21 protein-coding genes and 2 pseudogenes are annotated in these 26,275 nt (G+C 65.5%); 5 read left to right on the forward strand and 18 right to left on the reverse strand.

Features of this window, described 5'->3' with window-relative positions:
* Positions 1-133: 133 nt before the first annotated feature.
* Entirely contained in the window at positions 134-664 is a 531-nt protein-coding gene (locus KAK06_RS15510) for an IncC plasmid conjugative DNA transfer DtrJ family protein (protein ID WP_210803043.1), read from the forward strand.
* Positions 665-838: 174 nt separating this feature from the next.
* Here the strand turns inward: KAK06_RS15510 and KAK06_RS15515 are convergent, their stop codons facing one another.
* From KAK06_RS15515 to KAK06_RS15550, 9 genes are all read right to left on the reverse strand, one after another.
* Positions 839-1,375 carry a hypothetical protein gene (locus KAK06_RS15515; RefSeq protein WP_210803044.1) on the reverse strand — a complete coding sequence of 179 codons (537 nt, stop codon included), beginning with the start codon at positions 1,373-1,375 and terminating at the stop codon, positions 839-841.
* A 5-nt stretch (positions 1,376-1,380) separates the two neighbouring features.
* Complete coding sequence (locus tag KAK06_RS15520; RefSeq protein ID WP_210803045.1) at positions 1,381-1,767, reverse strand: hypothetical protein; 387 nt, start codon at positions 1,765-1,767, stop codon at positions 1,381-1,383.
* Positions 1,768-1,817: 50 nt separating this feature from the next.
* Positions 1,818-4,937 carry an efflux RND transporter permease subunit gene (locus KAK06_RS15525; protein ID WP_210803046.1) on the reverse strand — a complete coding sequence of 1,040 codons (3,120 nt, stop codon included), beginning with the start codon at positions 4,935-4,937 and terminating at the stop codon, positions 1,818-1,820.
* A gap of 1 nt (position 4,938) precedes the next feature.
* On the reverse strand, positions 4,939-6,057 hold the full coding sequence (locus KAK06_RS15530; protein ID WP_210803047.1) for an efflux RND transporter periplasmic adaptor subunit: 1,119 nt from the start codon (positions 6,055-6,057) through the stop codon (positions 4,939-4,941).
* The gene (locus KAK06_RS15535) at positions 6,054-6,614 is read right to left on the reverse strand and encodes a hypothetical protein (protein WP_210803048.1); all 561 of its coding nucleotides are present in this window, start codon (positions 6,612-6,614) and stop codon (positions 6,054-6,056) included. Before KAK06_RS15535 ends, KAK06_RS15530 begins: the two co-directional genes overlap by 4 nt.
* Before the next feature lie 60 nt (positions 6,615-6,674).
* Positions 6,675-7,973 carry a TolC family protein gene (locus KAK06_RS15540; protein WP_210803049.1) on the reverse strand — a complete coding sequence of 433 codons (1,299 nt, stop codon included), beginning with the start codon at positions 7,971-7,973 and terminating at the stop codon, positions 6,675-6,677.
* A gap of 163 nt (positions 7,974-8,136) precedes the next feature.
* Entirely contained in the window at positions 8,137-8,499 is a 363-nt protein-coding gene (gene czcI, locus KAK06_RS15545; RefSeq protein ID WP_210803050.1) for a cation efflux protein, CzcI family, read from the reverse strand.
* A gap of 246 nt (positions 8,500-8,745) precedes the next feature.
* The gene (locus KAK06_RS24425) at positions 8,746-8,874 is read right to left on the reverse strand and encodes a hypothetical protein (protein ID WP_259373633.1); all 129 of its coding nucleotides are present in this window, start codon (positions 8,872-8,874) and stop codon (positions 8,746-8,748) included.
* A 443-nt stretch (positions 8,875-9,317) separates the two neighbouring features.
* Positions 9,318-11,603 carry a heavy metal translocating P-type ATPase gene (locus KAK06_RS15550; RefSeq protein WP_259373634.1) on the reverse strand — a complete coding sequence of 762 codons (2,286 nt, stop codon included), beginning with the start codon at positions 11,601-11,603 and terminating at the stop codon, positions 9,318-9,320.
* Positions 11,604-11,678: 75 nt separating this feature from the next.
* On the opposite strand from KAK06_RS15550, the gene cadR reads away from it, so the two are divergent.
* On the forward strand, positions 11,679-12,119 hold the full coding sequence (cadR, locus tag KAK06_RS15555) for a Cd(II)/Pb(II)-responsive transcriptional regulator (RefSeq protein WP_210803051.1): 441 nt from the start codon (positions 11,679-11,681) through the stop codon (positions 12,117-12,119).
* A 212-nt stretch (positions 12,120-12,331) separates the two neighbouring features.
* Here the strand turns inward: cadR and KAK06_RS15560 are convergent, their stop codons facing one another.
* Complete coding sequence (locus KAK06_RS15560; RefSeq protein WP_210803052.1) at positions 12,332-13,699, reverse strand: replication initiation protein; 1,368 nt, start codon at positions 13,697-13,699, stop codon at positions 12,332-12,334.
* Between the two features lie 602 nt (positions 13,700-14,301).
* On the opposite strand from KAK06_RS15560, the gene KAK06_RS15565 reads away from it, so the two are divergent.
* Both KAK06_RS15565 and KAK06_RS15570 read left to right on the forward strand, forming a co-directional pair.
* The gene (locus tag KAK06_RS15565) at positions 14,302-15,531 is read left to right on the forward strand and encodes a ParA family protein (protein WP_247652908.1); all 1,230 of its coding nucleotides are present in this window, start codon (positions 14,302-14,304) and stop codon (positions 15,529-15,531) included.
* A 1-nt stretch (position 15,532) separates the two neighbouring features.
* Entirely contained in the window at positions 15,533-16,639 is a 1,107-nt protein-coding gene (locus KAK06_RS15570; protein ID WP_210803053.1) for a ParB/RepB/Spo0J family partition protein, read from the forward strand.
* Between the two features lie 80 nt (positions 16,640-16,719).
* On the opposite strand, the gene KAK06_RS15575 is transcribed toward KAK06_RS15570, so the two are convergent.
* The 3 genes from KAK06_RS15575 to KAK06_RS15585 form a co-directional block, all read right to left on the reverse strand.
* On the reverse strand, positions 16,720-18,612 hold the full coding sequence (locus KAK06_RS15575; protein WP_210803054.1) for a site-specific integrase: 1,893 nt from the start codon (positions 18,610-18,612) through the stop codon (positions 16,720-16,722).
* 296 nt (positions 18,613-18,908) lie between these two features.
* Positions 18,909-19,241: a hypothetical protein gene (locus tag KAK06_RS15580; protein ID WP_210803055.1), complete on the reverse strand. Its 333-nt coding sequence runs from the start codon at positions 19,239-19,241 to the stop codon at positions 18,909-18,911.
* 63 nt (positions 19,242-19,304) lie between these two features.
* Positions 19,305-20,267 (reverse strand): IS5 family transposase, encoded by a 963-nt coding sequence (locus tag KAK06_RS15585; protein WP_210803056.1) that lies wholly within the window; start codon positions 20,265-20,267, stop codon positions 19,305-19,307.
* Between the two features lie 271 nt (positions 20,268-20,538).
* On the opposite strand from KAK06_RS15585, the gene KAK06_RS15590 reads away from it, so the two are divergent.
* The gene (locus KAK06_RS15590; RefSeq protein WP_210803057.1) at positions 20,539-21,249 is read left to right on the forward strand and encodes a hypothetical protein; all 711 of its coding nucleotides are present in this window, start codon (positions 20,539-20,541) and stop codon (positions 21,247-21,249) included.
* Between the two features lie 383 nt (positions 21,250-21,632).
* Here the strand turns inward: KAK06_RS15590 and KAK06_RS15595 are convergent.
* The 5 genes and pseudogenes from KAK06_RS15595 to KAK06_RS15615 form a co-directional block, all read right to left on the reverse strand.
* Positions 21,633-21,857: pseudogene (locus KAK06_RS15595) on the reverse strand (IS5/IS1182 family transposase); the annotation flags it as partial.
* 37 nt (positions 21,858-21,894) lie between these two features.
* A complete protein-coding gene (istB, locus tag KAK06_RS15600; protein WP_210803156.1) occupies positions 21,895-22,695 on the reverse strand; it encodes an IS21-like element helper ATPase IstB in 801 nt (266 codons plus the stop codon).
* A 53-nt stretch (positions 22,696-22,748) separates the two neighbouring features.
* A complete protein-coding gene (istA, locus tag KAK06_RS15605; protein ID WP_210803058.1) occupies positions 22,749-24,188 on the reverse strand; it encodes an IS21 family transposase in 1,440 nt (479 codons plus the stop codon).
* 52 nt (positions 24,189-24,240) lie between these two features.
* Positions 24,241-24,462: pseudogene (locus KAK06_RS15610) on the reverse strand (IS5/IS1182 family transposase); the annotation flags it as partial.
* Positions 24,463-24,904: 442 nt separating this feature from the next.
* Complete coding sequence (locus tag KAK06_RS15615) at positions 24,905-26,230, reverse strand: IS4 family transposase (RefSeq protein ID WP_310741105.1); 1,326 nt, start codon at positions 26,228-26,230, stop codon at positions 24,905-24,907.
* Positions 26,231-26,275 lie beyond the last annotated feature (45 nt).

The following is a 26,275-nucleotide window of genomic DNA, read 5'->3' on the forward strand; positions in this document are numbered from 1 at the left end:
ACTTGTGAAGGCCGCGGCGCGCCACCTGCGCAGCGTGCAGAGGCAGCCCGAGCGGATCAAGAGCTACTTCGAGCATGAGCCGGTTCGGTATGCGGCTTGAGTTCAACACTTTGATGCCGGCTCAATAACGCCCATGCTTGTCGAGCCCGCGGGCATCGCGCGCTTCATCGGCGACACCATCCATCACTCGGCCTTGGCGATTGCGACCCTGGTGTCGCGCACCCTGATGAACATCCCAGGGCGGGCCCGAGAATTCGCGGCCAGTGACTTCATCCGCAACTCTCCAGACCCAGGTGGGGCCTATGCCCAAGAGCTGGTTCACGGTGCCGGCGCTGACTGGAACCTTCTGGTCCTCGGAACCTACGGGTTCGCCGTGCGGACCGCGATGTATGTGGCCATGTTGCCGGCCCTGGCTCTGGGTTTCCTGCTGGGCGCTGTGGATGGCCTGGTCGCGCGGGCCGCGCGCAAGGCCAATGCCGGACGGGAGTCCTCCAGCATCTACCACCGGGCAAAGTTGGGGGTGACGTTCGTGTTGATCACCGGCTACCTGGTCTGCCTTGCGCTGCCTGACGTCATGCATCCCAACTTGGCACTCCTCCCCCTGACGATGGCCGCTGCACTGCTGCTAAGGCTGCAGGCGTCCTACTACAAGAAGTACCTGTAGCTTGCTTGCTTCGACTCGGCGCTTGGATATCAGCCTTCGACCGGTCTACGGAGGACAGATCGCCGGAACGGTCGGCCGGAGTCGACCCATTGCAGTCGGACGCATCGAGTGCAAAGCCGACATCGCCAGCCTTCAAAGCTCACAGACAACGTACCGACGGAAGGCTGGCAACTTTCAGCGAACAGTCAAGTCCGCGATGAGCCTCGCCTTCAGTGCTCGCTCGCGGATCGAATCCTCGGACTCGGTGGCCCAGGTGAACGTGCTCTTCCAGGCCCAGACCATGCCGTCGATCCGGACGAACCGCACCTCGCCCGCCTTTCCTGCCACGCTCTTGGCCGGACGCTGCCCCTCCGATTCGAAAGCGATCGTGTGCGTCCCGGGCTTCAACCTGTAGCGCACCATCGTGTTCGGCAGGGTTTCGACGGTGGCTCCGTCATCCGCCTGGACCTTCACGAAGTTTCGGCCGTCGCCCCAGTTGCGCCGCACGACGTACACGGTGAGCGCACTCGGGTCAGGCACGAACTGCTTGGCCTGCCCATCGGCGTCCAGGCTCGGCACCGGGCCAGCCGTGCATGCGATCACCCGGCCTTTGTTGGTCTTGTGGCAGTAGGGAACCTCGGCTGTCGGATCGGGTGCAGGCGGCGTGGCACAGCCCGCCAGCATTGCGCCGACCAAGACCGCTGATGCAAGAGTCAATCTGCGGGCAGTCATGGCGTTCACTTCACGGAGAAGCGTGCAGTGGCCGGCTTGCCACCGATCGTCACGACCGCGACGGCCTTGGTGCCGGGGCCGACCTTGAAGCTGCCGGTGGCTTCGAGCTTTTCACCCACCGGCTTCAACTCGACCTCCTGCTTCTCGGTGCCGGTCAGTAGTGTGAGCTTCGCACTGGCTTTGGACACATCGGCCGGCTTGCCGTGGTCGCGCAGGTAGAGCTGGATCACGGTGGGCTTGGCGACCAGTTCGTAGTCCATGTCCTTGACCTCGACCACGACGCCGCCATGCAGCGGCTTGTGCTCGTGGGCGTGGTCGTGCTTTTCGTCAGCAGCGAAGGCCGAGCCGGCCAGCGCAAGCGCGAAGGAGGCAAGGAGGGCATGGGTCTTCATGGGAGTCCTTTCGGGGGTGAGTTGCTTCAAACAGGGAACGGGATGGAACGTCAAAGCGCCTCGGCGTCCTTGTCGTCCAGCAGCGCCTCGGCGGGCTTGCGGCCGAACAGCCAGAACATCGCGGGCGTGAGGAAGGTGTCGAGCAGGGTCGAGCTGATGAGCCCGGAGAAGATGACCACGGCCACCGGGTGCAGTACCTCGGTGCCGGGGCGCTCGGCCTCGAACAGCAGCGGGGCCAGCGCGAAGGCTGTGACGAGGGCGGTCATCAGCACCGGACTCAGCCGCTCCAGCGAGCCGCGCAGCACCATCTTCTGGTCGAAGGACTCGCCTTCGAAGCGCATCAGGTTGATGTAGTGGCTGACCTTCAGGATGCCGTTGCGCACCGAGATGCCGGCCAGCGTGATGAAGCCGACCAGGGCCGCCACGCTCAGCGGCTGGCCCGACAGCCACAGGCCGATCACCGCACCGACCAGGGCCAGCGGGATGTTCACCATGATCAGCGCCGACAGCGCGGCGGACTTGTAGCGGCTGTACAGCACCACGAACATCAGCGCCAGCGACACGATGGAAAGCAGGCCGACGAGGCGCGAGGCTTCTTCCTGCGCCTGGAACTGGCCCCCCAGGGTGATGAAGGTCCCCTCCGGCAACTTGGTTTCGGCGACCACTTTGCGGATGTCCGAAACGATCTCCGACAGCGCACGTCCTGACGCATTGGCCGACAGCACGATGCGCCGCTTGCCGTCGTCGCGGCTGATCTGGTTGGGACCGTCGCCGTCCTCGATGGTGGCGATCTTCGAGAGGGGGATGCGGCCGTTGGGCGTCTCGATCAGGATCTGGCCCAGGCCCTCCACCGACCGTGCCGACTCCGGCACGCGCACCACCAGCGCAAAGCGCCGGCCACCTTCGACGATCTGGGTGACCTTCTCGCCCTCGACCAAGGCCTGCAGTGCCGACAGCACCTGGGGCGCCGGCACGCCGTACTGCGCCGCAGCCGCGTAGTCGATGCGCACCTTGATCTGCGGCGCCAGCACCTGCTTCTCGATCTGCAGATCGGCGATGCCCGGGATGGTGGCCAGCCTGGCACGCAGTGCATCGGCCTGGCCCCGCAGCGCATCCAGGTCTTCGCCGAAGATCTTTATCGCGATCTGCGAGCGCACGCCCGAGAGCATGTGGTCGATGCGGTGCGAGATGGGCTGGCCGATCTCCAGCGCGGCGGGCAGGTTCACCAGGCGCTTGCGGATGTCGGCCTTGACCTCATCCATGCTGCGGGTCATCTCGGCGGTGGGCTTCAGGCCCACGTCGAGTTCGCTGACGTGCACGCCCTCCGCATGCTCGTCAAGTTCGGCTCGGCCACTGCGGCGCCCGACGTGCGTCACCTCGGGCACCTGCTTGACCAGCACCTCGGCTTGGCGCGCCAATGCCGACGATTCGGTCAGCGTGACGCCCGGGTTCAGGCGCAGGCCGATCAGCAGCGTGCCCTCGTTGAAGGGCGGCAGGAAGGTCGTCGGGAAGAACGGCACTGCCGCCGCAGCCACCAGCACCGCAATACCGGCAGCGGCGATGGCGGCCCGGGGCCGATCCAGCACACCTTGCAGGCTGCTGCGATAGCGCGCCTTCAGCCAGGCCAGGACCTTGGTGTCACCGTGGTCCAGGTTCTTCATCCGCGGCAGCAGGTAGAAGCTGAGCACGGGTGTCACCGTCACCGACACGATCAACGACGCGAGCGTCGAGACGATGAAGGCGATGCCCAACGGCACGAACAGCTTGCCTTCCAGCCCCGGCAGCGCGAACAGCGGGATGAAGACCAGCACGATGATGACCGTCGCGTAGAGGATCGCCGAGCGCACTTCCATGGTGGCGCGCGCGACGATCTCGATCGGGTGCAGCCGGCTGTGCGGGTGGTTGGCGCGGTCGGCCTTCAGCCGCCGCAGCACGTTCTCGACACCGACGACGGCATCGTCGACCAGGCCGCCGATCGCGATGGCCAGGCCGCCCAGCGTCATCGTGTTGATCGACAGCCCGAAGTACTTGAAGACCAGTGCGGTAATAAAGATCGACACCGGAATGGCCGTCAGCGCGATGATGGTCGGCCGCAAGGTGCCGAGGAAGAAGAACAGGATCACCGCCACGAACACCGAGGCACCGATCAGCTTGCCCTGCAGCGTGGTGATCGAGGCCTCGATGAAGCTGGCCTGACGGAAGGTCACACGCGGCGCCTCCATGCCGGCTGGCAGGGACGCCTTCAGTCCCACGAGTGCGTCCTCGATGGACTTGGTGAGCGCGATGGTGTCGGCGGTCGGCTGCTTCTGGATGCCCAGGATCACCGCCGGCTTGCCTTCGAATCCCGCGTCGCCGCGCTTGAGGGCCGCGGCGAAGGTAATCTCGGCGATCTGGCGCAACAGGATGGGCTGCCCGTTCTTCGCCGACAGCGCCAGGTTCTTCAGGTCGTCAAGGCGCGAGGTGCGGCCGAGGTTGCGGATCAGGTACTCGCGGCCATTCAGTTCCAGGAAGCCGCCAGACGTGTTGGACGAGAAGCCCTTCAACGCGCCTTCGAGCTGGTCGTGCGTGATGCCCAGTTCGGCCATGCGCGCCGTGTTGGGCTGAACCTGGAACTGGCGCACCTCGCCGCCGATGGGGATGACCTGCGCGACACCGGACACCGACAGCAGCCGCGGGCGCAACACCCAGTCGGCGTACTCGCGCACGGCCATCGCGCTGATCTTGCTGGGATCGACCGGGATGGCGATCTGCATGATCTCGCCCATGATCGAGCTGATGGGCCCCATGCGCGGCACCACGCCGCCGGCCAGGCCTTCTTCCATCGACGACAGTCGCTCCGACACCAGCTGCCGGGCGCGGAAGATGTCGGTGCTCCAGTCGAAGGTGACGTAGAGGAAGGACAGGCCGGCCGACGACGTGGAGCGCACCGACTCCACGCCGGGCAGGCCGTTCATGGTGGTCTCCAGCGGGAAGGTGATGAGCTGCTCCACCTCTTCGGCCGCCATGCCGCCGGCCTCGGTCATGATCGTGACCGTGGGCTTGTTGAGGTCGGGGAACACGTCCACCGGCGTGCGCGACAGCGTGAACGCGCCATAGGCCATCAGCACCACGCTGGCGATGATCACCAGCAGCCGGTTCGTCAGGCTGTTGTCGAGTAGCCACTTGAACATGTCAGCGCACCTGGTTGATCAGCGTGGCGCCTTGGGTGGCGACGCGGTCACCAGCCTTCAGACCGGAGGTCACGGACACACGCAGACCATCCAGCGGCTCGGTCGTGACGACGCGAGGCTCGAAGCGTTCCGGTGCGGTCTTGACCCAGACGACGGCCTGGTTCGCCGGGCTCTTCATCAGCGATGCGACCGGGACGGCGATGCCCTTGGCCTTCTGCTTCGTCTGCACGAAGACGCGCACGGGCTGACCGACGGCGAGACTATTCAAGGCCGCGCCCTGGGCGCGGAAGCCCAGCGGCAAGGCCTGCTCGCGCAGGCTGCGTGCCGCACCCAGAAACTCCAGCGGCACGCGCTGGTCCCCGATGGCCAGCGTGGCGCTGCCGACGTTGGCCGCCAGTGCGGGTTCGAAAGCGAGGGCCTCGATGCGAAGGCGACTCGGGTCGATGATCTCGAACAGCAGTTCGCGCGCATCGACCACCTGGCCGGCTACGACATGGGCCGACGCAATCACGCCAGACACCGGCGCCACCAAGGCTTCGCGCGTCGCCAGGCCGCCGCCCACCGCCGCGATGCGCTCGGCCAAGCTGGCCGCCTCGCTTTCGGCCGCCTCGATGTCCTTGCGCGGCACGGTGTCGGACAACTCCTTCAGCCGTGCCACGCGCTTTTCGGCCAGCGACTTGGCTGCGCGCAGTTCGGCCAGCTGCGCTGACTGGTTGGAGCGCTCGATGGGCGCGGTCGACGGCACCACGAAAGCCAGCACCTCGCCCTTGCGCACGGACTGGCCCGGGTGAGGCAGGCCACGCGGCCCGGGTTCGATGCGGCCGGCGTTCAGGGGCTGTACCTTGCCGCCAGCGTTCGGGTCCATCAGGACCTTGCCGTTCAGCTCGACCGAGCGCGAAAGCTCGGCCTCCTCGGTCACCATCGTGCGCACGCCGAGCTGGCGCTGGGCGGGCTTGGGCATGAAGACGCTGCCATCGGGTTGCCGCTGCGGGCCGTTGGCGCTCGGCGCAGCCTGTGCATCGCCATGGTCGTGCCCTTCGCCGGCCTGCGCCGGCCACGCGGCGGCCAGGGCCAGCACGATGCACAGCCCCGCCAGGCGGTTCGTCACGGCTTGCTTCATGCTGCACCTCCGGTCTGTGGCTGGCGGGCCGCCATCAGGCGCCTGCCTCCGAGCACCAGGACGGCCAGTGCGGCCAGACCGCCAACGGCCCAGCCGACGTACTCCTTCCACGAGTGCTCGTGGACCGCTTCCTCGGTGTGCGGGGCCTCGTGCAGGTCGAGTTCACCGGCCAGCAGGTCGACCTCGGCCCCGGCAGTCACCGTCGCGGTGATCGGCAGCACGCCGGGCTTCGGCGCTTCCTTCAGCACCACTTCGTAGGCGTCGTCGCCGTGGGCCTGGGCGCTGATCTTCGTGCCCGCGATCTCGAGCTCGATCTTCGCGCCGCGCACGGGCGCGTTGTCGGCAAAGCGGTCCAGGTACAAGGTGACCTGCTTGCCATCGAGCACGCCGACGAGCTCGAAGGTCTCGGAGACGGCTGCGAAGCGCGGCAGCGCCGTGCCGGCAGCGGCCGGTGCAGCGTCGCCGTGGTCGTGGCCGTCGCCGGCAGCGGCCGGCATTCCGGCACCGAGCAAGACGGCCGCGAGACTGAGCGCGGCCAAGGGGTGGGTGGACTTCATGGGGTGGGATTCCTGATTGGGTTCGCTAGAGCGTGTTCGTTTCGTGCGCGCCGCCAGGGCTCATTGCGGCAGCAGGCCCAGGGCCTGACGCCAGGCGGAGATCGCCGCGGCGAGTTCGATGCGCGCACGTGCGGCCTGGCGCTCGGCCTCAGCGGCCTCGGACTCGATGCGCAAGCGGGTGGGCAGGTCGGTTTCGCCGAGCCGGAACGACTTGTCGAAGAAGCCGCGCGACTCGCGCGCCAGCTGCGCACGTCGATCGGCGGCCGCGAGTTGCGCACGCGCGGCATCGGTGCGTGCCCGGGCGGCCTCGCGTTCACCGGCAAGGCGGGCACGTTCGAGTGCCATCTGCGCCTGCAATTCGACCGCTTCGGCGCGCGCAGAGGCCACGCGTGCGTCGTGTCGGGGTCCAGCGCCGAAGGGAATGCGTACGCCGACGGTGAAGGTCTGGTTGTAGGACTCCCCGTAGGCGCCCCGATCGCGGGTGGCGGCAACCGTCAGCTCCGGGCTGGCACGTGTTTGCGTGGCAGCCAGGGCGGTAACTCCCTCGGCAACCGCTGCGCGGTCCTTCAGCGCAAGCAGTTCGGCATGGGTGTCCATCTCGGCCGTGGGAGTTGTCGGAATGGGCGGCTCTGGCTCGGCCTGGCTCGGGATGGCGCTGGTCAGCCCGACGGCCGGCATGGCGCTCAGCGAGCGAAGATGCTGCTGGGCGGCCGTGAGTGCGCCATCTGCCTGCGCAACGGCGCCTTCGGCTGCAGCCACCGCGGCATCGGCCTGGTGCTGGTCGGCTCGGGCCAGGTCGCCAGCCTTCAGGCGCTTGCCCACGTCGGCCGCGATGCGGCGAACGTTGTCCAGTTGGCCGCGCGCAGCTTCCAGCTCGGCGCGTGCCCGGTGCCAGGACCACCAGGCTTCACGCACGGCTGCTGCGATGCGCAGTTGGGCCGCAGTGGTCCGGCTCTCGACAGCACGGCCTTCGGCGTCGGCGAGTGCCTGGCTGCGACCGCGTTCGCCCGGCAGCCACATCGGGATGGCGACGCCGACTTCGTATTCCCGGGTGCCGAGGTTCCGGTTCAGGCGGTCCGTCTTGGTGGACAGCTCCATGGCGACCGGCTCGGGCGTCAACGACCGGGCGGCCTGCGCCTGAGCGCGTGCCGCGTCCCGCCGTGCAGTCAGCGCCTGTGCTTCAGGCTGGCGCGCCCACGCCGCTTCAAAGGCCCCGCGCAGGGTCAGCGGTTCCTGCGCCGCGGTCTGCGCGTGCGCTTCGATCAGACCGCCCGTCAATGCTGCGGCCAGTGCCAGGCTCAGGGTGGCGCGGGCGGTGTGTTGCCACCGCCCGGCAGCCGGAATTCTTCTTCGGTGCATCCGATGCTCCAGTGTTGAGAACAACCCACGGGAGATCGGCGAGAGGCGACGCTGAGGAACTCAGGTCGGATCGGGCCGCGAACGGCGCCACTGACCCATGCGTCAGGAGGCGCGCGCGCAGGCGCGAACGGGCTTCAGAAAGGGAAGAGACCCGCCTCGCCGATCAGGCGAGGGGAAGCCACTGAGGGCGTTCGGGCGGGCTTTGCGCGATCGTGCGCACGGTGCCTTCGACCGGCGTGACCGGATGCGAGGCCAGGGCGAGCGGCGTCGTGCCATCCCTCGGTGCAGGCATGCTGGCACAGGTGCCGTGGCAGTGGCCGCAATCGAAGTCGAACCCAGCCGGCGCGCTCTGGTCCGCCGGCGCACTGTCGTTGTCGGCAGTGGCCTGGCCCGTGTGCTGGTGCTCGTGGTGTCCCAAGTGCTGGGCATGTTGGCCCGACTCATGCCCACAATACGCCGCCACGGCCGCCCAGCTGAATTGCAGCGGCAACAGGGCGAGCATGAGGATGGCGAGCCAACGGCGCATGGAAAGAGTCTAGCAGCTACAGAGTTTTTGAGGCGGGCACTTGAGGATGACCGCCGTGACCGGCGTCACCTATTTTCGGCACGAATGCGCCGGACTTGAGCGGTCTTGTGGCTCACAAAAGCGGCCACTGATGTGTGCCGCCATAGCTCTAGTTGACCGAGCAGTGGGACCCCACCACAGTGGGATGGGGCCGAAAGCGCATCCTCTCGGCCCCGGGCAAAACATGTTCGCCCTAGCTGCAGCTACTTACCAGCAGCAGGGCAGCATGCCCGCACAACAGGCCGCGCCGGCAACGCAGCAGGGGGCTGCAAATGCCGTAACGGAAAACGCGGAAGCGCTGATCGCGGCCACGGCCTTGATGTAGATCGACTTCATGGATTTTCTCCAGTTGATTGATGTAGATGCTTGGGTCAGCCCAACATCAACCGTCAATCCGGCGGTTTCCATGGGGGGACCGGCGTGCCTTCCTCTTGGACTAAGGACCTGCCCTCGGGCCTGTCAGGCGCTGTCGAGGGCGGCACCTCGACGGGCTTTGCCACCATGGCGGGTACCGTGGCGCATCCCATACAGCCCTGCACGGACGGGGATACCACGCAGCAGGGGTCAGTTCCCGCGCAGCAAGCTGTCAACGGCGCCGCAATGGCACCCAGCCCCATCCACGCGAGCAACGCAATGGCTACGAAGCGCGCGATGGTGACCCGAAAGAACTGCATGCGACAAAGTCTAGCGGAATGCCTTGCGGCGAGTCCATGACACGGAGAATTCGACACCTGATCTGGTATTCGATGACGAGGAGCGTGAGGACATTCAGGCTTACCTCAGCTTCGTTCAGACTTGCGCAGCAGCCGCAGGCCGTTGAAGACCACCAACAGGCTGGCCCCCATGTCGGCGAACACGGCCATCCACATGCTGGCGTTGTCGAACAGCGCGAGCACCAGGAAGACCGCCTTGATGCCCAGGGCCAGCGCGATGTTCTGCCAGAGCACGGTGTGCGTGCGCTGCGACAGACGCACGGTTTCGGCGATGCGCCGGAGGTCGTCGTTCATCACCACCACGTCGGCAGCCTCCATCGCGATGTCGGTGCCGGCTGCGCCCATGGCCACGCCGATGTCAGCCTGGGCCAGTGCCGGTGCGTCGTTGATGCCGTCGCCGGTCATGGCCGTCGCGCCGTACTGCTGCTGCATCGCCTGGATCGCCGCGAGCTTGTCCTCGGGCAGCAAGTTGCCGCGGATGTCGGCCAGGCCGGCCTCGCGGCCTATCGCCTCGGCGGTGGCCTGGTTGTCCCCGGTCAGCATCACCGGGGTGATGCCCATGGCCTTGAGTTCACCGATGGCGGCCGCCGACGACGGCTTGATGGTGTCGGCCACTGCGAAGAGTGCAAGCACGCCGGTGGCCGTGGCCAGCAGGCTCACCGTGCGACCGGCTTGCTCGTGGCGGTGCAGCACGGCCTCGATCTCGGCGGAGCACTGGCCGCGTTCCTCGATCAGGCGGTGGTTGCCCAGCACGTAGCGTTCGCCGTCGATGTCGGCCTCGATGCCGCGCCCGGACAGCGCAGCGAAGTTGCGCGCTTCGACGCTGTTGGGCGCCAGCCCGGCGGCGATGGCACGCGACACGGGGTGGTCGGAGTGTGCGGCGAGGGCGGCCGCGATGTGCTCCGCCCGCGGCTTGGGCATGCTGGTGGCCACCATCTGCCACTCGACCAGGCGCGGCTTGCCCTCGGTGATGGTGCCGGTCTTGTCGAGCGCGATCGCCTTGAGCAGGCGTGCCTGTTCCAGGTGGACACCGCCTTTGACGAGGATGCCGCGCCGGGCGGCCGCCGCAAGGCCGCTGACCACGGTGACGGGTGTGGAGATCACCAGTGCGCAGGGGCAGGCGATGACCAGCAGCACGAGGGCCTTGTAGACGGCCGCCAGCGCCGTCCAGCCGAACAGCCAGGGGCCGGCGATGGCCACGGCCAGCGCCAGCACGAACACCGCCGGCGTGTAGATGGCGGCGAAGCGGTCGACGAAGCGCTGCGTGGGCGCGCGACTGCCCTGGGCCTGCTCGACCGCATGGATGATCCGGGCCAGCGTGGACTGCGAGGCCGCCGCGGTGACGCGGCACTCGATGGTGCCGGTCTGGTTGATGGTGCCGGCGTAGACCGCATCGCCCGGTCCCTTGTCCACCGGCAGGCTCTCTCCGGTGACCGGGGCCTGGTCGATGCTCGTGCTGCCTTCGGTGACGACACCGTCCATCGCAACGCGCTCGCCGGGCCTGACGCGCACCGTCGCGCCGATCGACACCTCGCCCACGGGCACGGACTTCCACGTGCCGTCAGCTTGCCGGAGGTCGGCCGTGTCGGGCGAGAGTGCCAGCAGCCCGCTGATGGCGTTGCGGGCCCGGTCGACCGCGCGTGCCTCGATCAGCTCGGCGATGGCGTACAGCGCCATGACCATGGCGGCCTCGGGCCACTGGCCGATGACGAAGGCTCCCGCGACCGCCACCGACATCAACGCATTGATGTTCAGGCGGCCGTGGAGCAGGGCGGTCAGGCCCTTGCGAAAGGTGCCAAAGCCGGCCAGCGCAATGGCCGCCGCGGCGACTGCAAGGCCGACCCATTTGGACCAGGGCGCGTCTGGCACCAGGAAAGACAGGCCTTCCGCCGCAGTAGCCAGGGCTAGTGCCGCCAGCAACCGGGGAAGGCCGGAGCTAACTCCGGCGGCATGGTCGTGAGGGCCAGCGTCAACGCTCTCCGCAGAGGCGGGCGTGTCGGGCCACGCTTGAACCTCGAAACCGCTCTTTCGGATGGCCTCGACCGCAGACAGCGCCGCCTGCGGCTGGCCGTCGATGCGCAGGCTGCGTTCGCCCAGTTGAAAGCGCAGGCCCGTCAGGCCCGGGATTCCTTCGACGGCGCGGCGGATCTCGGACTCCTCGGCTGCGCAGTCCATCGCAGGAATACGGAAGCGCTGGCCGGCGGCTGTCGTCGACGGCGCCTCGGCGAGTGGCGTTTCGGTGGGCGCGCCGCACCATGAGCCGCACGAAGGCGCCGGCGCATTGCCTGCCGGCGACGAAGGGCGGCGGTGGTCGTGGTCGTGGTCGTGGTCGTGGTCGTGGTCGTGAGCCATTCCGGCATTGAAAACCCTGAAGTGGGTATAGAGTCAAGGTGAGTCGAAAACTATCGCGGACACGAGGGAATACACATGCGCATCGGCGAACTGGCCCAGGCCAGCGGAACGCCCATCGAGACGATCCGCTTCTATGAGCGTGAGGGGCTGCTGCCCATGGCCGCGCGCACGGAGGGCAACTACCGCATCTACACGCCGCAGCATGCACAGCGGCTGGCGTTCATCCGCCAATGCCGAAGCCTGGACATGACGCTCGATGAGGTGCGCGTGCTGCTGCGATTCAAGGACCAGCCGCTGGCAGACTGCGGCGAGGTGAACAGCTTGCTGGACGAGCACATCGGCCACGTGGCCGAGCGGATCAAGGCCCTGCGTGCCCTGGAGAAGGAACTGAGGGCGCTGCGAGCGGCCTGCCCCGTTCCACATGCGGCCGCAGACTGCGGCATTCTTCAGGGTATCGATCACGCCGGGGCAAAGCCAGCGGCAGCGTCCAAGCGCCACGTGCGTGGCACTCACTGAGTGTTGCCTGGGGATTGGCGGCCGATTTCGACCGGTTGACGGGCCGAGTGAAGCGACTTTTCGACATTCGCAGGCCGATCGTGGATGTGGCAGTGAGGTCAACCGTGGCTTGAACGGCTGGTCTCTGGCGCAGCCCTGTCGGGCAGCTTATGGCCGAAGGCTGGTCGTCACAAGTGGCTGCTTCCCGGAAAGCTGCGCGCGCACTGGGGCAGTCAGGCCAGGTTCTCCCAATTCGTGCCATAGGTGGACTCGGCATAGCACCTGACCACCATTGCACCCAATGGCCCGTGAAGCGGATCGCCCTGCTCTGCTCTGCGGCGGATGACCGGGGTGAAAAGGCCTCGCTCGGTCATCAGTGTGATGGCCTTGTCGACGAACGCCTTCCTGCGCACCGGGTCGAGCGCTTGGATCTCTGACCTGAGTTGGGCGATGCGTTCGCCCAGTTTGGCTTGCCGCGCCTCAAGCTCAGACTGTGACTGAGCTGCTTGCTGTGCCGCCTTCTGAGCCGGGGTTCGCGGACTGGTCAGATCCGATTCGATCGACGGCGCGGTATCGGTGGTGTCTGGAGCTGGCTCGACGCCTCCATTGCGCAGCAGCGTACGCAAATAGGAGTAGGCATTGTCGATGGGCTTCAGCGCGGCGTTGGCAGCTCGTCGCTCGATGTGATCCAAGCAGCTGCGCACGGCTTGGTCTCCGAACTCCTGGATCAGGCCATCGAGCTTGATCTCGCGGATGTGCAGGTAACCGGCACGGCGCACCAGGTCGACGTCAATCGGTTCGTGCGGCAGCTCGCGGGGCGCCTGGCGCTTCTTGCGGACGGCGAACTGAACCTCTTCCACCGCCCTGCCCTGTTTGTGCTCGATCAGTTCGATCTCGATCTCGGTCTCCCGATTGATCTCGTCAATGGCGTCCTTGACGCGCTCGGACTTGAATTTCCGCCACTCGCGTCGTTCGCCATTGGCCGGCGCGTTGCTCAGGGCATCTGCCCACCAGGCAACGGGCTTGCGGCTGGTGAGACCGGACGGATTGTCTCGGTAGCGCGCACAGATCTCATAGAGAGCCAGTGCGGTGTAGGTACCCAGTCGTCCCAGGACCTCCAAGTCCAGGCGAGCCCATCGGGTGGGCTCGCGCAGCGCAGCCATCAGCGTGGGCGGGTAGGACCAGGAGACCCAGTTCTCGCCATTCCTGACCTCGATGCTGACCTCCGATAGCATCGAGAAGCCACGCCACTTGACGCCGTCCCCTGCTGCTGTCGATTCCCAGTCAACCTCAAGGCCCCTCATCTCGCGAAGGTAGCGCTTCGCCGCAGTGCGATCCTCGCCGCTGGAGCCCGTGGCTCGAAGGAGACTGGGCAGCGGCGCAGAGAACATGAAGTCTGCCGGTGGCATGGCCGGCATCGCCGCCATATGGCTCTGCGAAACCTGAAGCAAGGCGTTGTAGAGCCTTCGGCCAGTGAGCGTGACTCGGCCAGAGCGGGGCATCATCACGATCATCTCGTGCGGCTTGCGAAGGTCGTCACCCGGCGCCGGTCCTGGGACGCGGGTGGCCGGACCTGACACGGCTTCGTCAAGATCGCTCATGACCAAATTTTATGTCCAAGCAGGCTTGGACACTAGCAGGAAGATGCCCTCGGGTAGTGCCGGTTAGGTGGTGGACAGTTCCAGATCGGTAGGCCCCGGGTAGAACCCGGACAGTTGCGACGATCGTTGCTCTGCGGTGGCGGTTTAGAGCTGGACACTTCGATGCCTGGTCGTCTCTCAACCATGTCTGCACCTTCACTCCTGGCACCGCCTGGAGGCCAAGTGTCCAGCTTTGTACCGTCGGGGGCACTTTCGAAGGGGTTCTGAGTGCAAGCGGATCAACTCCGGACGGTAGGCGGGTTGTTCAGGGACGCTGGCGGGTAGAGCCCGGACCGAAGCGGTTCAAGTCTGGACACTTGCCGTCACGAGGACTCGCTAAGATGTTGTCGTGAAAAGACTTTTTCGCGGGTCGGCAGGTCTAGATGTATTTAAGAGACTTTGAATCCCTTAGAACTCCCCCCGGAGAGGAGCCGCTTCTATGAAGTTCGAGGAGATCAAGGCTGCGCGAGCTCGGTTTGACTGCCGATGAGGCCATGACTCCTATGACAGATCAGAGAGTCTTCGATTTTCCTCAGAGTGAGCGGATAATCGAAGCATCTGAGATGAAGACGGAGATCATGATGGCAACAAGCGAGCAGGACCTACCCGCCGAGATGCCCTCGGCGCCCATCCGCAAGCAGTCGTTGGGTGACATCGAAGCACAGGCCGCACGAATCGCAGCAATGATGAGCGCGATCCGATCGACCATGTTGTCACCCACCTCCGCCAAGAAGGCGCCGTCGGTCAGCGCGGCGCAACTGGCGCTGATGTGCGGCGTCGACAAGAGCAAGATAGCGTACCGCCTTTCCCGTGGTGGCTTGCCGGAGGGACAGATGGCAGGCAACCGGCGCGAGTGGACGATGGAGGAAGCGCGTGTCTGGGTCCGTGATCTGCGTGCCAGCCACATGCGGCCTACGGACGCCGCTGGCACGACGATTACCGTGGCCAACTTCAAAGGCGGTGTCGCAAAGACCACGACTGCGGTGACCTTGGCTCAAGGCATGTCTATGCGAGGGCACCGAGTCTTGTTGCTGGATCTGGACCCACAGGGCTCGGCCACCACGCTCTTTGGCGTGTTGCCGGATGCCGAGGTTGAGCAGGAGCATACGGCCTTGCCGCTCTTCTCCGGTGCTGAAGAGGATCTGAGTTATGCGATCCGGCCAAGTTACTGGCCGGGCATCGACATCGTCTGCGCTGCTCCCCTGCTCTTCGGAGCGGAGTTCGCTCTTCCAGCTCGGCAGACTCGCGACGCGGGGTTCGAGTTCTGGCGTTGTCTGGACCGCGGGCTGGACCAGGCGCGTAGCGACTACGACGTCATCGTGATTGACACCCCCCCTGCCCTGTCCTATGTGACCATCAATGCTCTGATGGCTGCTGACGGCGTGTTGATGCCACTGCCGCCCTCGGCGCTGGACTTCGCCAGCTCTGCGCAGTTCTGGGACTTGTTCTCCGATCTGTGCAACCAACTCATCCTGAGCCGTGGCCAGGACAAGACCTTCGAGTTCATTGACGTCTTGCTGTCTCGGGTGGAGTCTGCCGATGCCGCCAGTTCTGTGGTCCGTCAGTGGGTGATGCAAGGGTATGGCGACAAGGTCCTGCCCATTGAGATCCCAAAGACCGCCGTGGCTGCCACGGCCTCGGCAGAGTTCGGCACGGTGTTTGATCTACCCAGAGGCGCGATGAACGCCAAGACCTTTTCTCGAGCCAGGGATGCCTACGATCGCATGTGCGAGCTGATTGAGCAGCAGGTGCAGGCAGTGTGGGCCGGTCAACGCGTGAACGCTGGGGGCTGAGATGACCAAGTTTCGTGACAAGGCCGCGCGCCTGGATTTCAGTAATCTGCCAGGCTTGGCGGCTGCAGGAGCAGGGGAGGGTGGAACCGTTCCACCCCCTGCTGAGATCCATCGCCCGAAGACGGCACCAGGCGCGATGATGGCTTTCGCCGCGGACGCCCGATCAGAGCTATTGGCTGAGAACCAGGCGCTGAAGGCCCAGGCGGAGGAGGTCGAAACACTGCGTGGCAAAGTCCATGAGTTGGCCGCCGACCTTTCTCAATGGGACGGTGCCAAGGCGACCAGGCAGATTGATCCGAAGCGGATCAGTCGGAGCCGGTGGGCCAACAGGCACGAGCTGAGCTTTGCCGATGCTGAGTTCCAGCAGCTGAAGGACGAACTGGCGAACGCCGGAGGTAATGTTCAGCCCATCAAGGTTCGACCCGTGGGGCGTGACGAGCAGGGCGAGCTCTATGAAGTTGTCTTTGGCCATCGCCGGCATCAGGGCTGCTTGGAGCTTGGGCTTCCAGTTCTGGCGCTGGTGGAGAACCTGTCGGACCAGGGACTCTTCGTGGACATGGATCGCGAGAACCGTGCTCGAAAGAGTCTCTCGCCCTACGAGCAAGGACGGATGTACCAGCGAGCGTTGGACGAAGGACTCTTTCCGTCGAACCGCAAGCTCGCAGATGCCGTCGGCGTTGACCTGAGCGCATTGGGCAAGTCACTGTCGTTGGCGAAGTTGCCTCACCAGGTGGTAGCCGCCTTTTTGTCGCCGCTTGAGATTCAGTTCCGCTGGGCAAAGCCATTGGCCGATGCGCTGGAAGCTGACCAGGCGGGTGTGATCCAGCGTGCAGACGCCATCACGAAACTCGAGCCAAGGCCGTCCGCCAAGGATGTCTTTCTGCGCTTGGTTGGGCAGCAAGGGGAGGGGGGTGGAACCGTTCAACCCCCAGCGGCTGCGTCGTTGCTGCTGCAAACCGGGAGCAGGCGATGGGGTAGCTTGAGTGTGGCTCCGGATGGTGCAGTGAGCATCAAGTTGAAGGCGGGTGTGTTGGCCGTCGACCGCCAGAAGGCCTTGGCCAAGCTGCTGGCTGACTTCCTTAGCGACTCGCAGCCCACGAAGCGATAGGGTGTTGAGGCGGGGTCTGCATGGGGGTGGAACCGTTCCACCCCCTTTTTTTTTGCCTGACCCCTCGATGTGGTCAGCGGCTACTCGCCGCTGAAGGCCCCTTGCAGAGCCTCCAATTGCCGATCCAGCTGCGCTCTTGTGTAACGACTGGTGGTCCGAGGGTCGGCATGGCCCAGCTGCTGCTGCACCACGTCCAGTGGAATGCCGCGTTCCACCGCTCTCGTGCCGAACGTGTGTCTAAGCCAATGCGGGCTGGCACGCCAGGCCTCCTGCCGAGCTGATTCAATCAGCGTTGCCAACCTCAGTGCCTTGGTCAGCCAGACCCGCACGGTCTTGTAGAGCGCCTCATAGCTGATAGGCTCCATTGGGTCTGTGGCACTGGCCAAGAGTGGCGCGTCGCCAGGAGCCTGCCCCAGAGGTGGAAGGTGCCGAGTGCGCAGATACTCTTCGAGGGCATGCACAGCCTGGGGCGGGATGGCAACCAGGCGGTTGCGTGAACCCTTGCCATGTACCTGCAAAACCCGCCGACCTTTATGTGACCTGAAGTCGTCAAGCCTTGCCTGCACCAGCTCGGTAGATCGCAGGCCGGTTGCCTCCACAAAGCGCAGCACAAAGACGATCCTGTGCAGGGCAGGGGAGGGCGGTTGTTCGGCGAGCACTCGTAGAATCTCGGACCAGGTCTCTGGTGTGAACGCGCGACTCTCGAGTTCATTGCGGCCGGCGTCATCTCCGATGCGGCGATTGACCAACAGCCAAGGGTTGCGCACCAGGTAGCCCACGGACACCAGCCAATCGAACAGTGTGCTCAGAATCGTGGCTGACAAGCGCCTGCTGGCCACTGACAGCGGTCCTCTGAATGGGGCCCAACCGTGCTCCAGCGGTGAGGCCTTCGAGCGCGAGATCCAGTGCGCGGGCACATGCTCCAGGAACACCAGGTAGGCGCGACAGTCGTCGACGTTGAACTGCTTGAGGCCCTTCTTTCGCTCGGCCTGCAGCCAAACCAACAGGCGCCTGGCCTCACGCCGATACGACTTCACCGTGGCCGCGGAGCCGGCACGGGCATGTACCCAGGCTTCGATGGCGTCCTGGTCATTGCGGGCGCGAATGAACAGATCAGCCTGGCCACTGGGCTCGGCGCTGACCGGTTCAACACGCGCTTCGGCGCCAGGGGAGGGGAGGGCGGTTGCCTCCGGGCTTGCGATCACTGGTCGGATGGCGGCCGGACTGCCCTGGTCCTTGGGGCGGGCTTGCGGTGCCTCGACGTCATGCAGAGCAAAGCGTCGAGGCGAAGCAAGCGGGTGATCTGGTAGCAACACAGCCAGGAAGGCTGCCAGGCGGGCGGCCTTGGTCTGCCCGATCGCTGCAATGCTTCGCCACCACCGACCGCCTTGGGTGATGCGCTGATGCAGATCCTGTAGCAGCAGCACCCCGCTAGCCTGCAGGCGCGCGGCGGTGACTGGATCGAACCAGGAGTCAATGCGATCGCTCATGGCCGGAACAACCGAGGAAGAGATCTCAAGTCGGCGCAGCAGGCTCAGCTGGCGCTCTCGTAGCCGCTCGCGTCGGGCGGCCTTGGGCTCGATGGGGAAGGCCTCGCTGTAGAAGTCCTGCACCTCGCGCTCGGACCACCCATCAAGGTCGCGCTCGGCAATGAAATCCTCCAGGCTGGGGCGGTGCTCTCGGCCGTGGATGCGGATGGTGAGCCCGACCAGGCGCCAGTCCCGCTCGCCGGCGCGTCGGGCGAGTGCGCGCACGCTGTCAACCACCAGGTGGTGGGCGCCGGGCGCCTGAAGGCCGTGGTCGATGCCCAGGTACATGGCGGCGGCCTGGTGCAGCTCGACGCCTTCGGCGATGGCTCGAAGGTGGGCGAAGTGATGGCGACCCAGCCTGACCAGGCCGCGGTGGTGCGGACCTGGGTAAGTGCCTGATTTCTCGGAGAAAAGCGGCGAGGTGGGCACGGCGCGGCGGGGCAAGGTGCTTTTCGGCGGGTATTTTATAGCTACAGATTATGCGCGTTATCTGTAGCTATAGAGCGCTGAGATGGGCCTCAGGACACCAGGGGCGACCTGCTGAACCGCCCAAAGGCGCAGGACATCGCGAGGCGAAGGCCGAGCATGACCAAACAGACGGTGGAGCGTTCCACCCTGGACGGTGTGTCCACTGCTAGACGAGCACCGCCTCCTGATACGGCAACTGGGCCAAATACCTCCAGCGGAGTCCGAAGCCAGTTGCCATCGGCAACGCGCTGGTCTAGCAGTGACCCTATGACTCAAACTAACAGGCCGCCGCAGAAACCGGGGCGATTCATCCAGGCATCGCGATAGCGAACGCGCCGGAAGAAGAGATCCTGCCAGTCCCAATCCACACGCCGCCCGCGCTTGGCCAGCTGTTCGAACTCAATGGCGACGCGCTTGGCGCTCGACGGCGTGACCAGGCGCACCTGCAAGTCCCTGCGGTCAAGTTCGTCGGCCAGCCATGAGTTGACGGCATCGAGCGCAGCCGCAAAGTCCTCGCTAAGGAAGGTCTGCACAAAGCCCGCCCGAGCATGGCAATGCGCTGAACCGATAGGAATGTGATGCCGCCGGCCGCTGATTCGCATCATTCGACCGCCTCGGGGCTGCGGAATCGGCCGTCGCGGTGCCCATCTGCCAGGCTGCGGACGCACTCATGCCATCGCCCCGATGAGTTTGCGCCGCACCAGCCACAGGTTGGCCAGCGCAAACAGTGTGTGCAACTGCGCCGTGTTCTTGGCCAAGCCTCGGTAGCGGACCTTGGCATGCCCGAACTGGCGTTTGACCACCCGGAACGGGTGTTCCACCCGAGCCCGGATGCCAGCCTTGACCCGCTCCAGCTGATCGACCAGACGATCCATCGGATCGCTGAGGTCCAGTGTCCTGCGAAGGCCCGGGCGCATGGCGATGTGCCAGGTCACGTCGCCGCGGGCATCGGGCCGTTTGCCAGCGCCTTGGTAGCCCGCATCTGCGAAGACTTCTCGGTCACTTTCACGCACCAGGCTGTTGGCCTCGATCACATCGTTGACCGCGCCGCTGGTGCCCTTGACGGTGTGGACCGGACCCGACTCGATGTCCACGCCGATGTGGCACTTCATGCCGAAGTACCACTGTTGGCCCTTGCGGCTTTGCTTCATCTCCGGGTCGCGCTCACCGCTGCTGTTCTTGGTCGAGCTGGGTGCAGCGATCAAGGTGGCGTCCACCACCGTGCCGCTCTTGAGCATCACGCCCTTGGCGCTGAGCAAGTCGTTGACGGTCTGCAGGATTTGAGCGGCCAGTTTGTGCTTCTCCAGCACATGACGGAATCGCAGGATCGTGCTCTCGTCGGGCAGCCGCTCGTCCCAGCCTTCCAGGCCCGCGAATTGACGAAACACCGGCATGTCATGAAGCGCCTCTTCCATCGCCGGGTCGCTCAGCGCAAACCACTGCTGCATGAAGTGAATGCGCAGCATGGTCTCGGGCGAGAACGGCGGGCGGCCTCGCTTGCCTTCAGGCAAGAACGGCGACACCAGCGCCACCAGGTCAGCCCAGGGAACGACCTTCTCCATCTCGTCCAGGAACTCCCGGCGCCGCGTTCGCTTGGCCGTCTGTCCCAAGCCCAGGCTGTGCTGCTTCATGAGTCGTATCGTCTCAGCGCTTCAGGCCGATGCCAAGCCTGGCGTGGGGCGATTTGTGCAGACCTTCCCTAATGGCAGCCGCTTGGCTGGGCTGTTCGTGCGCCGGGGGGGGATATCATTCACTGGCCAACCACGGAGCTGGCGGCGAAGGTGCGAAGTGCTCAGGTCGAGCACGTTGATTGCCACAGTGCGGCAAATGCCCCTATTATCAGGGGGTAGCCCGGAAGGCAGTACGTATCCGGATCGAATCAGCCAAACCACAGGGATTCACATGCGTACTGCGACGATTCTGCGCGCGAGCGCAGCTTTGATTGTCTCGACGATGCTCGGCACGGCAATGGCCGGCGACATCCGCAAGACGCCGCTGCCAGATCCGGCCACGTCGATCAAACAGTTCGGCTACTCGGCGACCCAGAACTCAAGCCTGCTTAACTCAGCGAGCTCACTTTGGGCGCAGGTTCCGCCGGCCTCATGGACCGCGAACACCTACACGCTGCGCAGCAAGATGGCGCTGGCGCTGGGTTCCACCGGAGTCGACACGGCCTTGGCCAACGTGATAATCAATGTTTGCAAGGTCTACGCGCGTGATCCGCAGCATTGCGTGATCTACACAACGGCAGTGGCCTGTGCGGAGAGCTCATGCGGCGACCCGTCGCTGGCGCCCGCGATCCAGAACAACATCTTCGGTCTGCACAGCGGACAGATGTCCTATTCGTCTCGGACCGAGGCGGTGAAGTACTGGATCACCAAGGGCTACAACAGCACTTGGTACACCGCCAACGAAGGCTACTTCTATGGCTACTGCGCGCAGACCTACTTCTGCGCGCGTGGCGTGGATTACAGCACCTACTTCTTCTACAGCAACGTCGTGAACATGCCACCGACCTCGCACTACTGCATGAGCGAGGCTGGGTCGAATATCAGCGGATACTGCCCCAAGGGCTACAACAACTCGTCACTCGCGTACTACCGTGTGAGGTGATCTGTATTGAGCCAGTAGAACCTGCATAGGTCAGGCCTCAAATGCGAAGGCCTCAGCGGAGGTCTTCATGTTCAGCGCCTGGTGCGGGCGCCGGTGGTCGTAGAAGTGAATCCAGCCGCCGCGGTGCTGGTGCCTGACAACACCCGCCACTTCGAGCGCGTGGCCGGTTTACGGCTCGAGAATTGGGTGCGCACCGGGCTACGCTGACCAGATCACGCATCTCCATGCCGCCTGGGATAGGCCTCGTTCCAGTCTGACCAACTCTCGCACCCAGGCCGGGGCGCTTCGTAGCGGCGCACCCATCCCCGTCACCGTCAGAGTTGAACGACGTTATGCCTGCCCCCGTCATTCGCTGTCCGCATAAAGAGTCGGACCTGCAAAACTCATTTCCCATCCCCACCGGCAAGTGCTGGGGACATCGAATGGGCTGTGACGAGCGATGCTGACAGGATCGAAGTTAGCCAGGACGCGAGGATGCAGGCCGCATAAAGGCCCGGGCGGACGACTGCCCGCAGCAACCAGCGGATGTTGAAGCCAGCGGCGCACAGCATGGCGTGCAGCGCGTCGCCCTCGCTGCCCTTGAGCCAGCAGCGGTCCATGCGGTGATCTGTCAAGGGTCGCCGAAAACTCCCCACCTGTGGTCGTTCAAATTTCCCCACCCGGTTGGGATGAGTTGTCGTCGTGCGGGCGGACCAGACCGGCCTTGAGCTTGTCCTTCAGCCGGTAGGAATTGCCGCGGATGTTCATCGTCACGGCGTGGTGCAGCAGCCGGTCGAGGATGGCGGTGGCGATGACGCGGTCGCCGAATACTTCGCCCCAGGCGCCGAAGCTCTGGTTGCTGGTGAGGATCATTGGGCCGCGCTCATAGCGTCGGCTGATGAGCTGGAAGAACAGATTGGCGCCGACGCGGTCGATGGGCAGGTAGCCGATCTCGTCGATCACCAGCAGGCGCGGTGCGGTGTACAACTTGATCTTATCCTCCAGGCGTCCTTCGCCATGGGCCTTGGTCAGCTTCTCGATCAGGCTGGCGGCCGTGGTGAACAGCACGCGGTAGCCGGCTTCGATGGCCTTGAGGGCCAGGCTCACCGCCAGATGCGTTTTGCCCACGCCCGGCGGGCCCAGCACGATGACGTTGTCGCCATGCTCGATGAAGTGGCAGCTGGCCAGTTGCTGCACGAGCTTGCCGTCGATCGAGGGCTGGTATGAGAAGTCGAAGGTCTCCAGCGGCTTGACGAAGGGGAAGCGCGCCATGGCTGTGCGCATGGCGATGTTCTTGCTGGCCTTGGCCGCGACCTCCTCACCCAGTACCTGTTCGAGGAACTCCGCGTAGGGCAGGTCCTGGGCGGCGGCCTCCTGCAACAGGGCCTCGAGCCGCTCGCTGCTCTTGAGCAGCCGCAGCTTGCGCAGGTGCTCGCCCAGGCGTTCGAGCTGGGCGGGGGTGGTCATGGCCGCGGCGGCGGCGTTGGCGGCCGACGAGGCCGTCTTGACGGAGCTTCGGGTCATACGATGGCCTCCTCGGGAGTCGGCGAGCCGACTCGGTCGTAGATGGCCAGGTCGCGGACCTCGACGGTGCCGGCCGAATCGGCCGTGACCGTCGGAGGCGGCGCACTCGACGAAGAGAAGCGCTGCCGGGTGTTGCGCATGGCTGCGCCGGGGCCGTGCTCAGGCTTGACGCTGAGCTGCCCGCGTCCGGCCTGCACCGCGTGCTCGGCCACCACGGTGCCGCGGTGGCGTATCACCCACAGGCCGCCTTGGCGAACCACCTGCACGGTCTTACCGATCAGTGCGAAGGGGACGGAATAGCGGTTGCCCTCGATGGCCACCAGCCAATCGTCGGCCACGACGCGATCGCGCACCATCGCCTGCAGGAAGCTCGGGTGGCTGGCGGTGGGTGCCAGCGCGGGCGCCTCGTGGGCAAAGCGGTCGATGGGCCGCTGGTGCGTCGTGCCGTGCGTGCGCAGGTCGGCGACGCCGAGCTGCCAGGCCGCGAGCTGCGCGTTGAAGTCTTCCAGGTCATGGAACACGCGACCGGGCACGAAGTTGCGCTTGACGTACTTCACGCCCGACTCGACCTTGCCCTTGGTCTGGGCCCGATAGGGCTGGCACAGCCTCGGGGTGAAGCCCCAGTGGCTGGCGAAGCTCGCGAAGGTGGCGTTCAGCTTGGGCTTGCCCTTGGTCGTGCCGAGCACCACGGTGCGCATGCGGTCGTACAGCAGAAACTCGCAGCGCCCGCCGAAGTGCGCGAATGCCGCCTCGTGCGCGGCCAGCAGGTCGGGCATGCGCTCGCCCAGGAAGCCCATCGCGAAGCCGCGCCGGCTGTAGCCCAGTGTCATCACGAAGATGTGGACGGCGGTTGGCACCTCGCCCAGGGACACCGTGATCTGGCCCCAGTCGCATTGGGCCTGTTCGCCCGGGCCGGTCTCGAAGCGACGTTGGGTCAACGCGGCCACCGATGCTTGCAGGCGCAGCGGCGCCACGGCCCGGCGCACGATGACGTAGCTGCCCTGAAAGCCGCGCTGCGCGCGCAACTCCTGCCACAGGATGCGCGCTGAGTAGTTCACCTGCGGGGCCCGCTCGGTGATCCACGCCCGGTGTTCGTCCAGCAGACTGCTCTCGGCCGTGCGCTGATAGGGCTTCCACGACGTCTGGCGCAGGCAGTTGCGCACCGTCTTGCGATCGACATCCAGACCACGCGCGATGGCCGAGATGCTCTCGCCCAGCGCGTGGCGCGCATGAACCGCTTCCCATTGCTGTTGACCAAGCACAGGCGCCTCCATGTCCTCCGAGGACATGGGCACCGTAGCCGACGCGATGCACAGGGCCCTCGGGCCCTGTGCATCGCAACCTTGCTCGGACATCGCTGTCGGCAGATCTTCCACTTCTTCCACTTCCATCGTTCGCTCCTTGGCGGTGATGGGTGGGGAAAATTCGACGACCATCAGTGGGGATTATTGGAAGACCACTGACAGTGATCGGCCTTCAGGTGCCCGATGGCCGGCCGCGGTTGCTGACCCCAGAGCCCGCCACCTGAAGGGTCGGGCCGAACAGGTCCGCTCCCTCGACCTGCCGGCCAGCGCGATCCTTGTGCGCAAGGGCCGGCGCCAGCGCCTTCTCGATCTCATCCCAGGGCATTCGCGTGGCCAGCACCGCCAGCGGATGGCACAGGTCGATCATCTGATCCAGGCGGGCGCGGAAGAAATCGTCGGTGCTCATCGGCGGTCAAGAACTCCCGGAAACTGCGCTCCATTGAATCGCTTCCTGGGAGTTCTCGCCATCGGCATTCACCCCGCAGAGTAAGTGTTCATGCGGGTTGTGGGCGTTTTGCAGCGGCGACGAGATAGTGTGAATTACACCGCCACTTCCCGGATACCCTTCGGTCGCAGAAAACCACGCCATTCGCTTGTGCAGTGCTGCTTGGTTTCAAGGAACGGTCCCTTGGTGCCTTTTTTCAGGCGTTTCGTCGCATTGACGCCTTGCTGGTGTGCCAAGACGGAGACTCCGGCACGCTCAGGGAAACCACTCACTCATGGCATCCCGCCGCAGTCGGCAAAGGAATTCGTTCCAGTCGGCTCTGTTCACCCGTCGCGACCTCACGGCGCGGCGGGTTTTTTTCGAGGCAGGTCAATTCCCTTCGAGCTTTGAAACTGACTCGGCTTCAGCCTGAGCCCGAACCGCTTGGAGACTTCCGATAAGCCCTTGGGGCGCATCTGGGAGACAATGCTGCGAACTTAAGCCCGATCACCCCTTGAAGGCAAAGCGCGGATGAGTCTTGCGATGGTGCTCGGGACGTGGACAGGATCGCCCCGGGGCGATAGCGCTGGGCGTGCTGCACGAGCATGTTGAAGACGTTGCCGATGGCGCCGAGCACATCACCGACGGCCAGCAGGATGCGCGGCAATGCACGCTGCAAGAGTTGGGCGGCATAGCGGGCGTTGGCGTGTGGCGCGCAGACGCGGTCGTGCGGCAGCGCCGACTCGCTGGCTTTGGTCAGCAATGCGGCGATGTTGTCGGCCAGCACCTTGGAGGCGACGTCGATGAGCAAGGCGTGCTGGCTCAGGCCGCTGACCGACTCGAGGTGCAGGTTGTGCTTCAGGCGCTTGAACGCTTCCTCGATGCGCCAGCGCTGGTGGTAAAGCGCGCCGAAGTCGCCGGCCGGGGCCTGCTGGGCATCCAGGTTGGTCGCCAGCACGCGCACGGCGCCATTGGGCGCGACCTGGCGCACCAGACGCACGCGGGGTGCACTGCGCTGGCAGCCCCAATCGGCAGCGTCCTGTGCCGAAGGCCTGTTGAGGGTGACCGTGGCCTCGGTCTGCCCGCTGCGGATGAACGTGCGCACGGCCGGCCAGCCGCTGGCCATATCGCAGCGCATGACGAAGCCGATGCCGCGCTCGATCAGCGATTGCACCAGCCAGGCGGCGGGGTAGCCACGGTCGAGCAGCAGCACGTCGTCCTGGTTCAGGCGATGCAGCGCCTCCATCAGCATGGCCCGCTCGGACTCGGCCGCGCTGTGCACGGCAGCATGCAGCGTGAGGTCCGCGCCGGGCAGGTACAGGGCAAACAGCCGCTGATCACGCGTGGCCAGACCCACGGTGCGAGGGCAGCGCCGCGTGGCCGGCATCAGCACCGAGGCATCGGCGGCGACCAGGCGACGGCCGCGCCAGCGCGGAATCAGGCCGAGCCGCTCGGCGTCGACGAGCAGTTGATCGTTGAGGTCCTGCAGGGCCGGCAGGTGCAACCGACCGCGAGCCCGCGCCAGCGCACGATCGCTGGCCCCTCGGACGAGATCGCCGCTGCCGCCCAAGCAGGTGAAGAAGGTGTCCAGCGAGGTCTGCTGGGAACTGCATCGCTGGCTCAGCAGGCACGCTACCAGCGTGGGCAGCGGCAACTTGCGGCGTCGGGTGAACGCGTTCGGGTTGCTCGGATGGCGCGCGCGTTGCGCGAAGGTCGCCGACGTGATGGTCTCGGACAGGTTCAGCAGAATTTGCTGTACGGAATCACAGTATTGAGGTCGGCATGGGCAGCGACC

The organism is Ideonella aquatica, assembly GCF_018069755.1.
Taxonomy (GTDB): Bacteria; Pseudomonadota; Gammaproteobacteria; order Burkholderiales; family Burkholderiaceae_C; genus Ideonella; species Ideonella aquatica.

Bases quoted from the DNA above. Each gene is read 5' to 3' on its own strand.
- KAK06_RS15510 (WP_210803043.1), top strand. From the start codon at position 134: ATGCTTGTCGAGCCCGCGGGCATCGCGCGCTTCATCGGCGACACCATC.
- KAK06_RS15515 (WP_210803044.1), bottom strand. From the start codon at position 1,375: ATGACTGCCCGCAGATTGACTCTTGCATCAGCGGTCTTGGTCGGCGCA.
- KAK06_RS15520 (WP_210803045.1), bottom strand. From the start codon at position 1,767: ATGAAGACCCATGCCCTCCTTGCCTCCTTCGCGCTTGCGCTGGCCGGC.
- KAK06_RS15525 (WP_210803046.1), bottom strand. From the start codon at position 4,937: ATGTTCAAGTGGCTACTCGACAACAGCCTGACGAACCGGCTGCTGGTG.
- KAK06_RS15530 (WP_210803047.1), bottom strand. From the start codon at position 6,057: ATGAAGCAAGCCGTGACGAACCGCCTGGCGGGGCTGTGCATCGTGCTG.
- KAK06_RS15535 (WP_210803048.1), bottom strand. From the start codon at position 6,614: ATGAAGTCCACCCACCCCTTGGCCGCGCTCAGTCTCGCGGCCGTCTTG.
- KAK06_RS15540 (WP_210803049.1), bottom strand. From the start codon at position 7,973: ATGCACCGAAGAAGAATTCCGGCTGCCGGGCGGTGGCAACACACCGCC.
- czcI (WP_210803050.1), bottom strand. From the start codon at position 8,499: ATGCGCCGTTGGCTCGCCATCCTCATGCTCGCCCTGTTGCCGCTGCAA.
- KAK06_RS24425 (WP_259373633.1), bottom strand. From the start codon at position 8,874: ATGAAGTCGATCTACATCAAGGCCGTGGCCGCGATCAGCGCTTCCGCG.
- KAK06_RS15550 (WP_259373634.1), bottom strand. From the start codon at position 11,603: ATGGCTCACGACCACGACCACGACCACGACCACGACCACGACCACCGC.
- cadR (WP_210803051.1), top strand. From the start codon at position 11,679: ATGCGCATCGGCGAACTGGCCCAGGCCAGCGGAACGCCCATCGAGACG.
- KAK06_RS15560 (WP_210803052.1), bottom strand. From the start codon at position 13,699: ATGAGCGATCTTGACGAAGCCGTGTCAGGTCCGGCCACCCGCGTCCCA.
- KAK06_RS15565 (WP_247652908.1), top strand. From the start codon at position 14,302: ATGAAGACGGAGATCATGATGGCAACAAGCGAGCAGGACCTACCCGCC.
- KAK06_RS15570 (WP_210803053.1), top strand. From the start codon at position 15,533: ATGACCAAGTTTCGTGACAAGGCCGCGCGCCTGGATTTCAGTAATCTG.
- KAK06_RS15580 (WP_210803055.1), bottom strand. From the start codon at position 19,241: ATGATGCGAATCAGCGGCCGGCGGCATCACATTCCTATCGGTTCAGCG.
- KAK06_RS15585 (WP_210803056.1), bottom strand. From the start codon at position 20,267: ATGAAGCAGCACAGCCTGGGCTTGGGACAGACGGCCAAGCGAACGCGG.
- KAK06_RS15590 (WP_210803057.1), top strand. From the start codon at position 20,539: ATGCGTACTGCGACGATTCTGCGCGCGAGCGCAGCTTTGATTGTCTCG.
- istB (WP_210803156.1), bottom strand. From the start codon at position 22,695: ATGACCACCCCCGCCCAGCTCGAACGCCTGGGCGAGCACCTGCGCAAG.
- istA (WP_210803058.1), bottom strand. From the start codon at position 24,188: ATGGTCGTCGAATTTTCCCCACCCATCACCGCCAAGGAGCGAACGATG.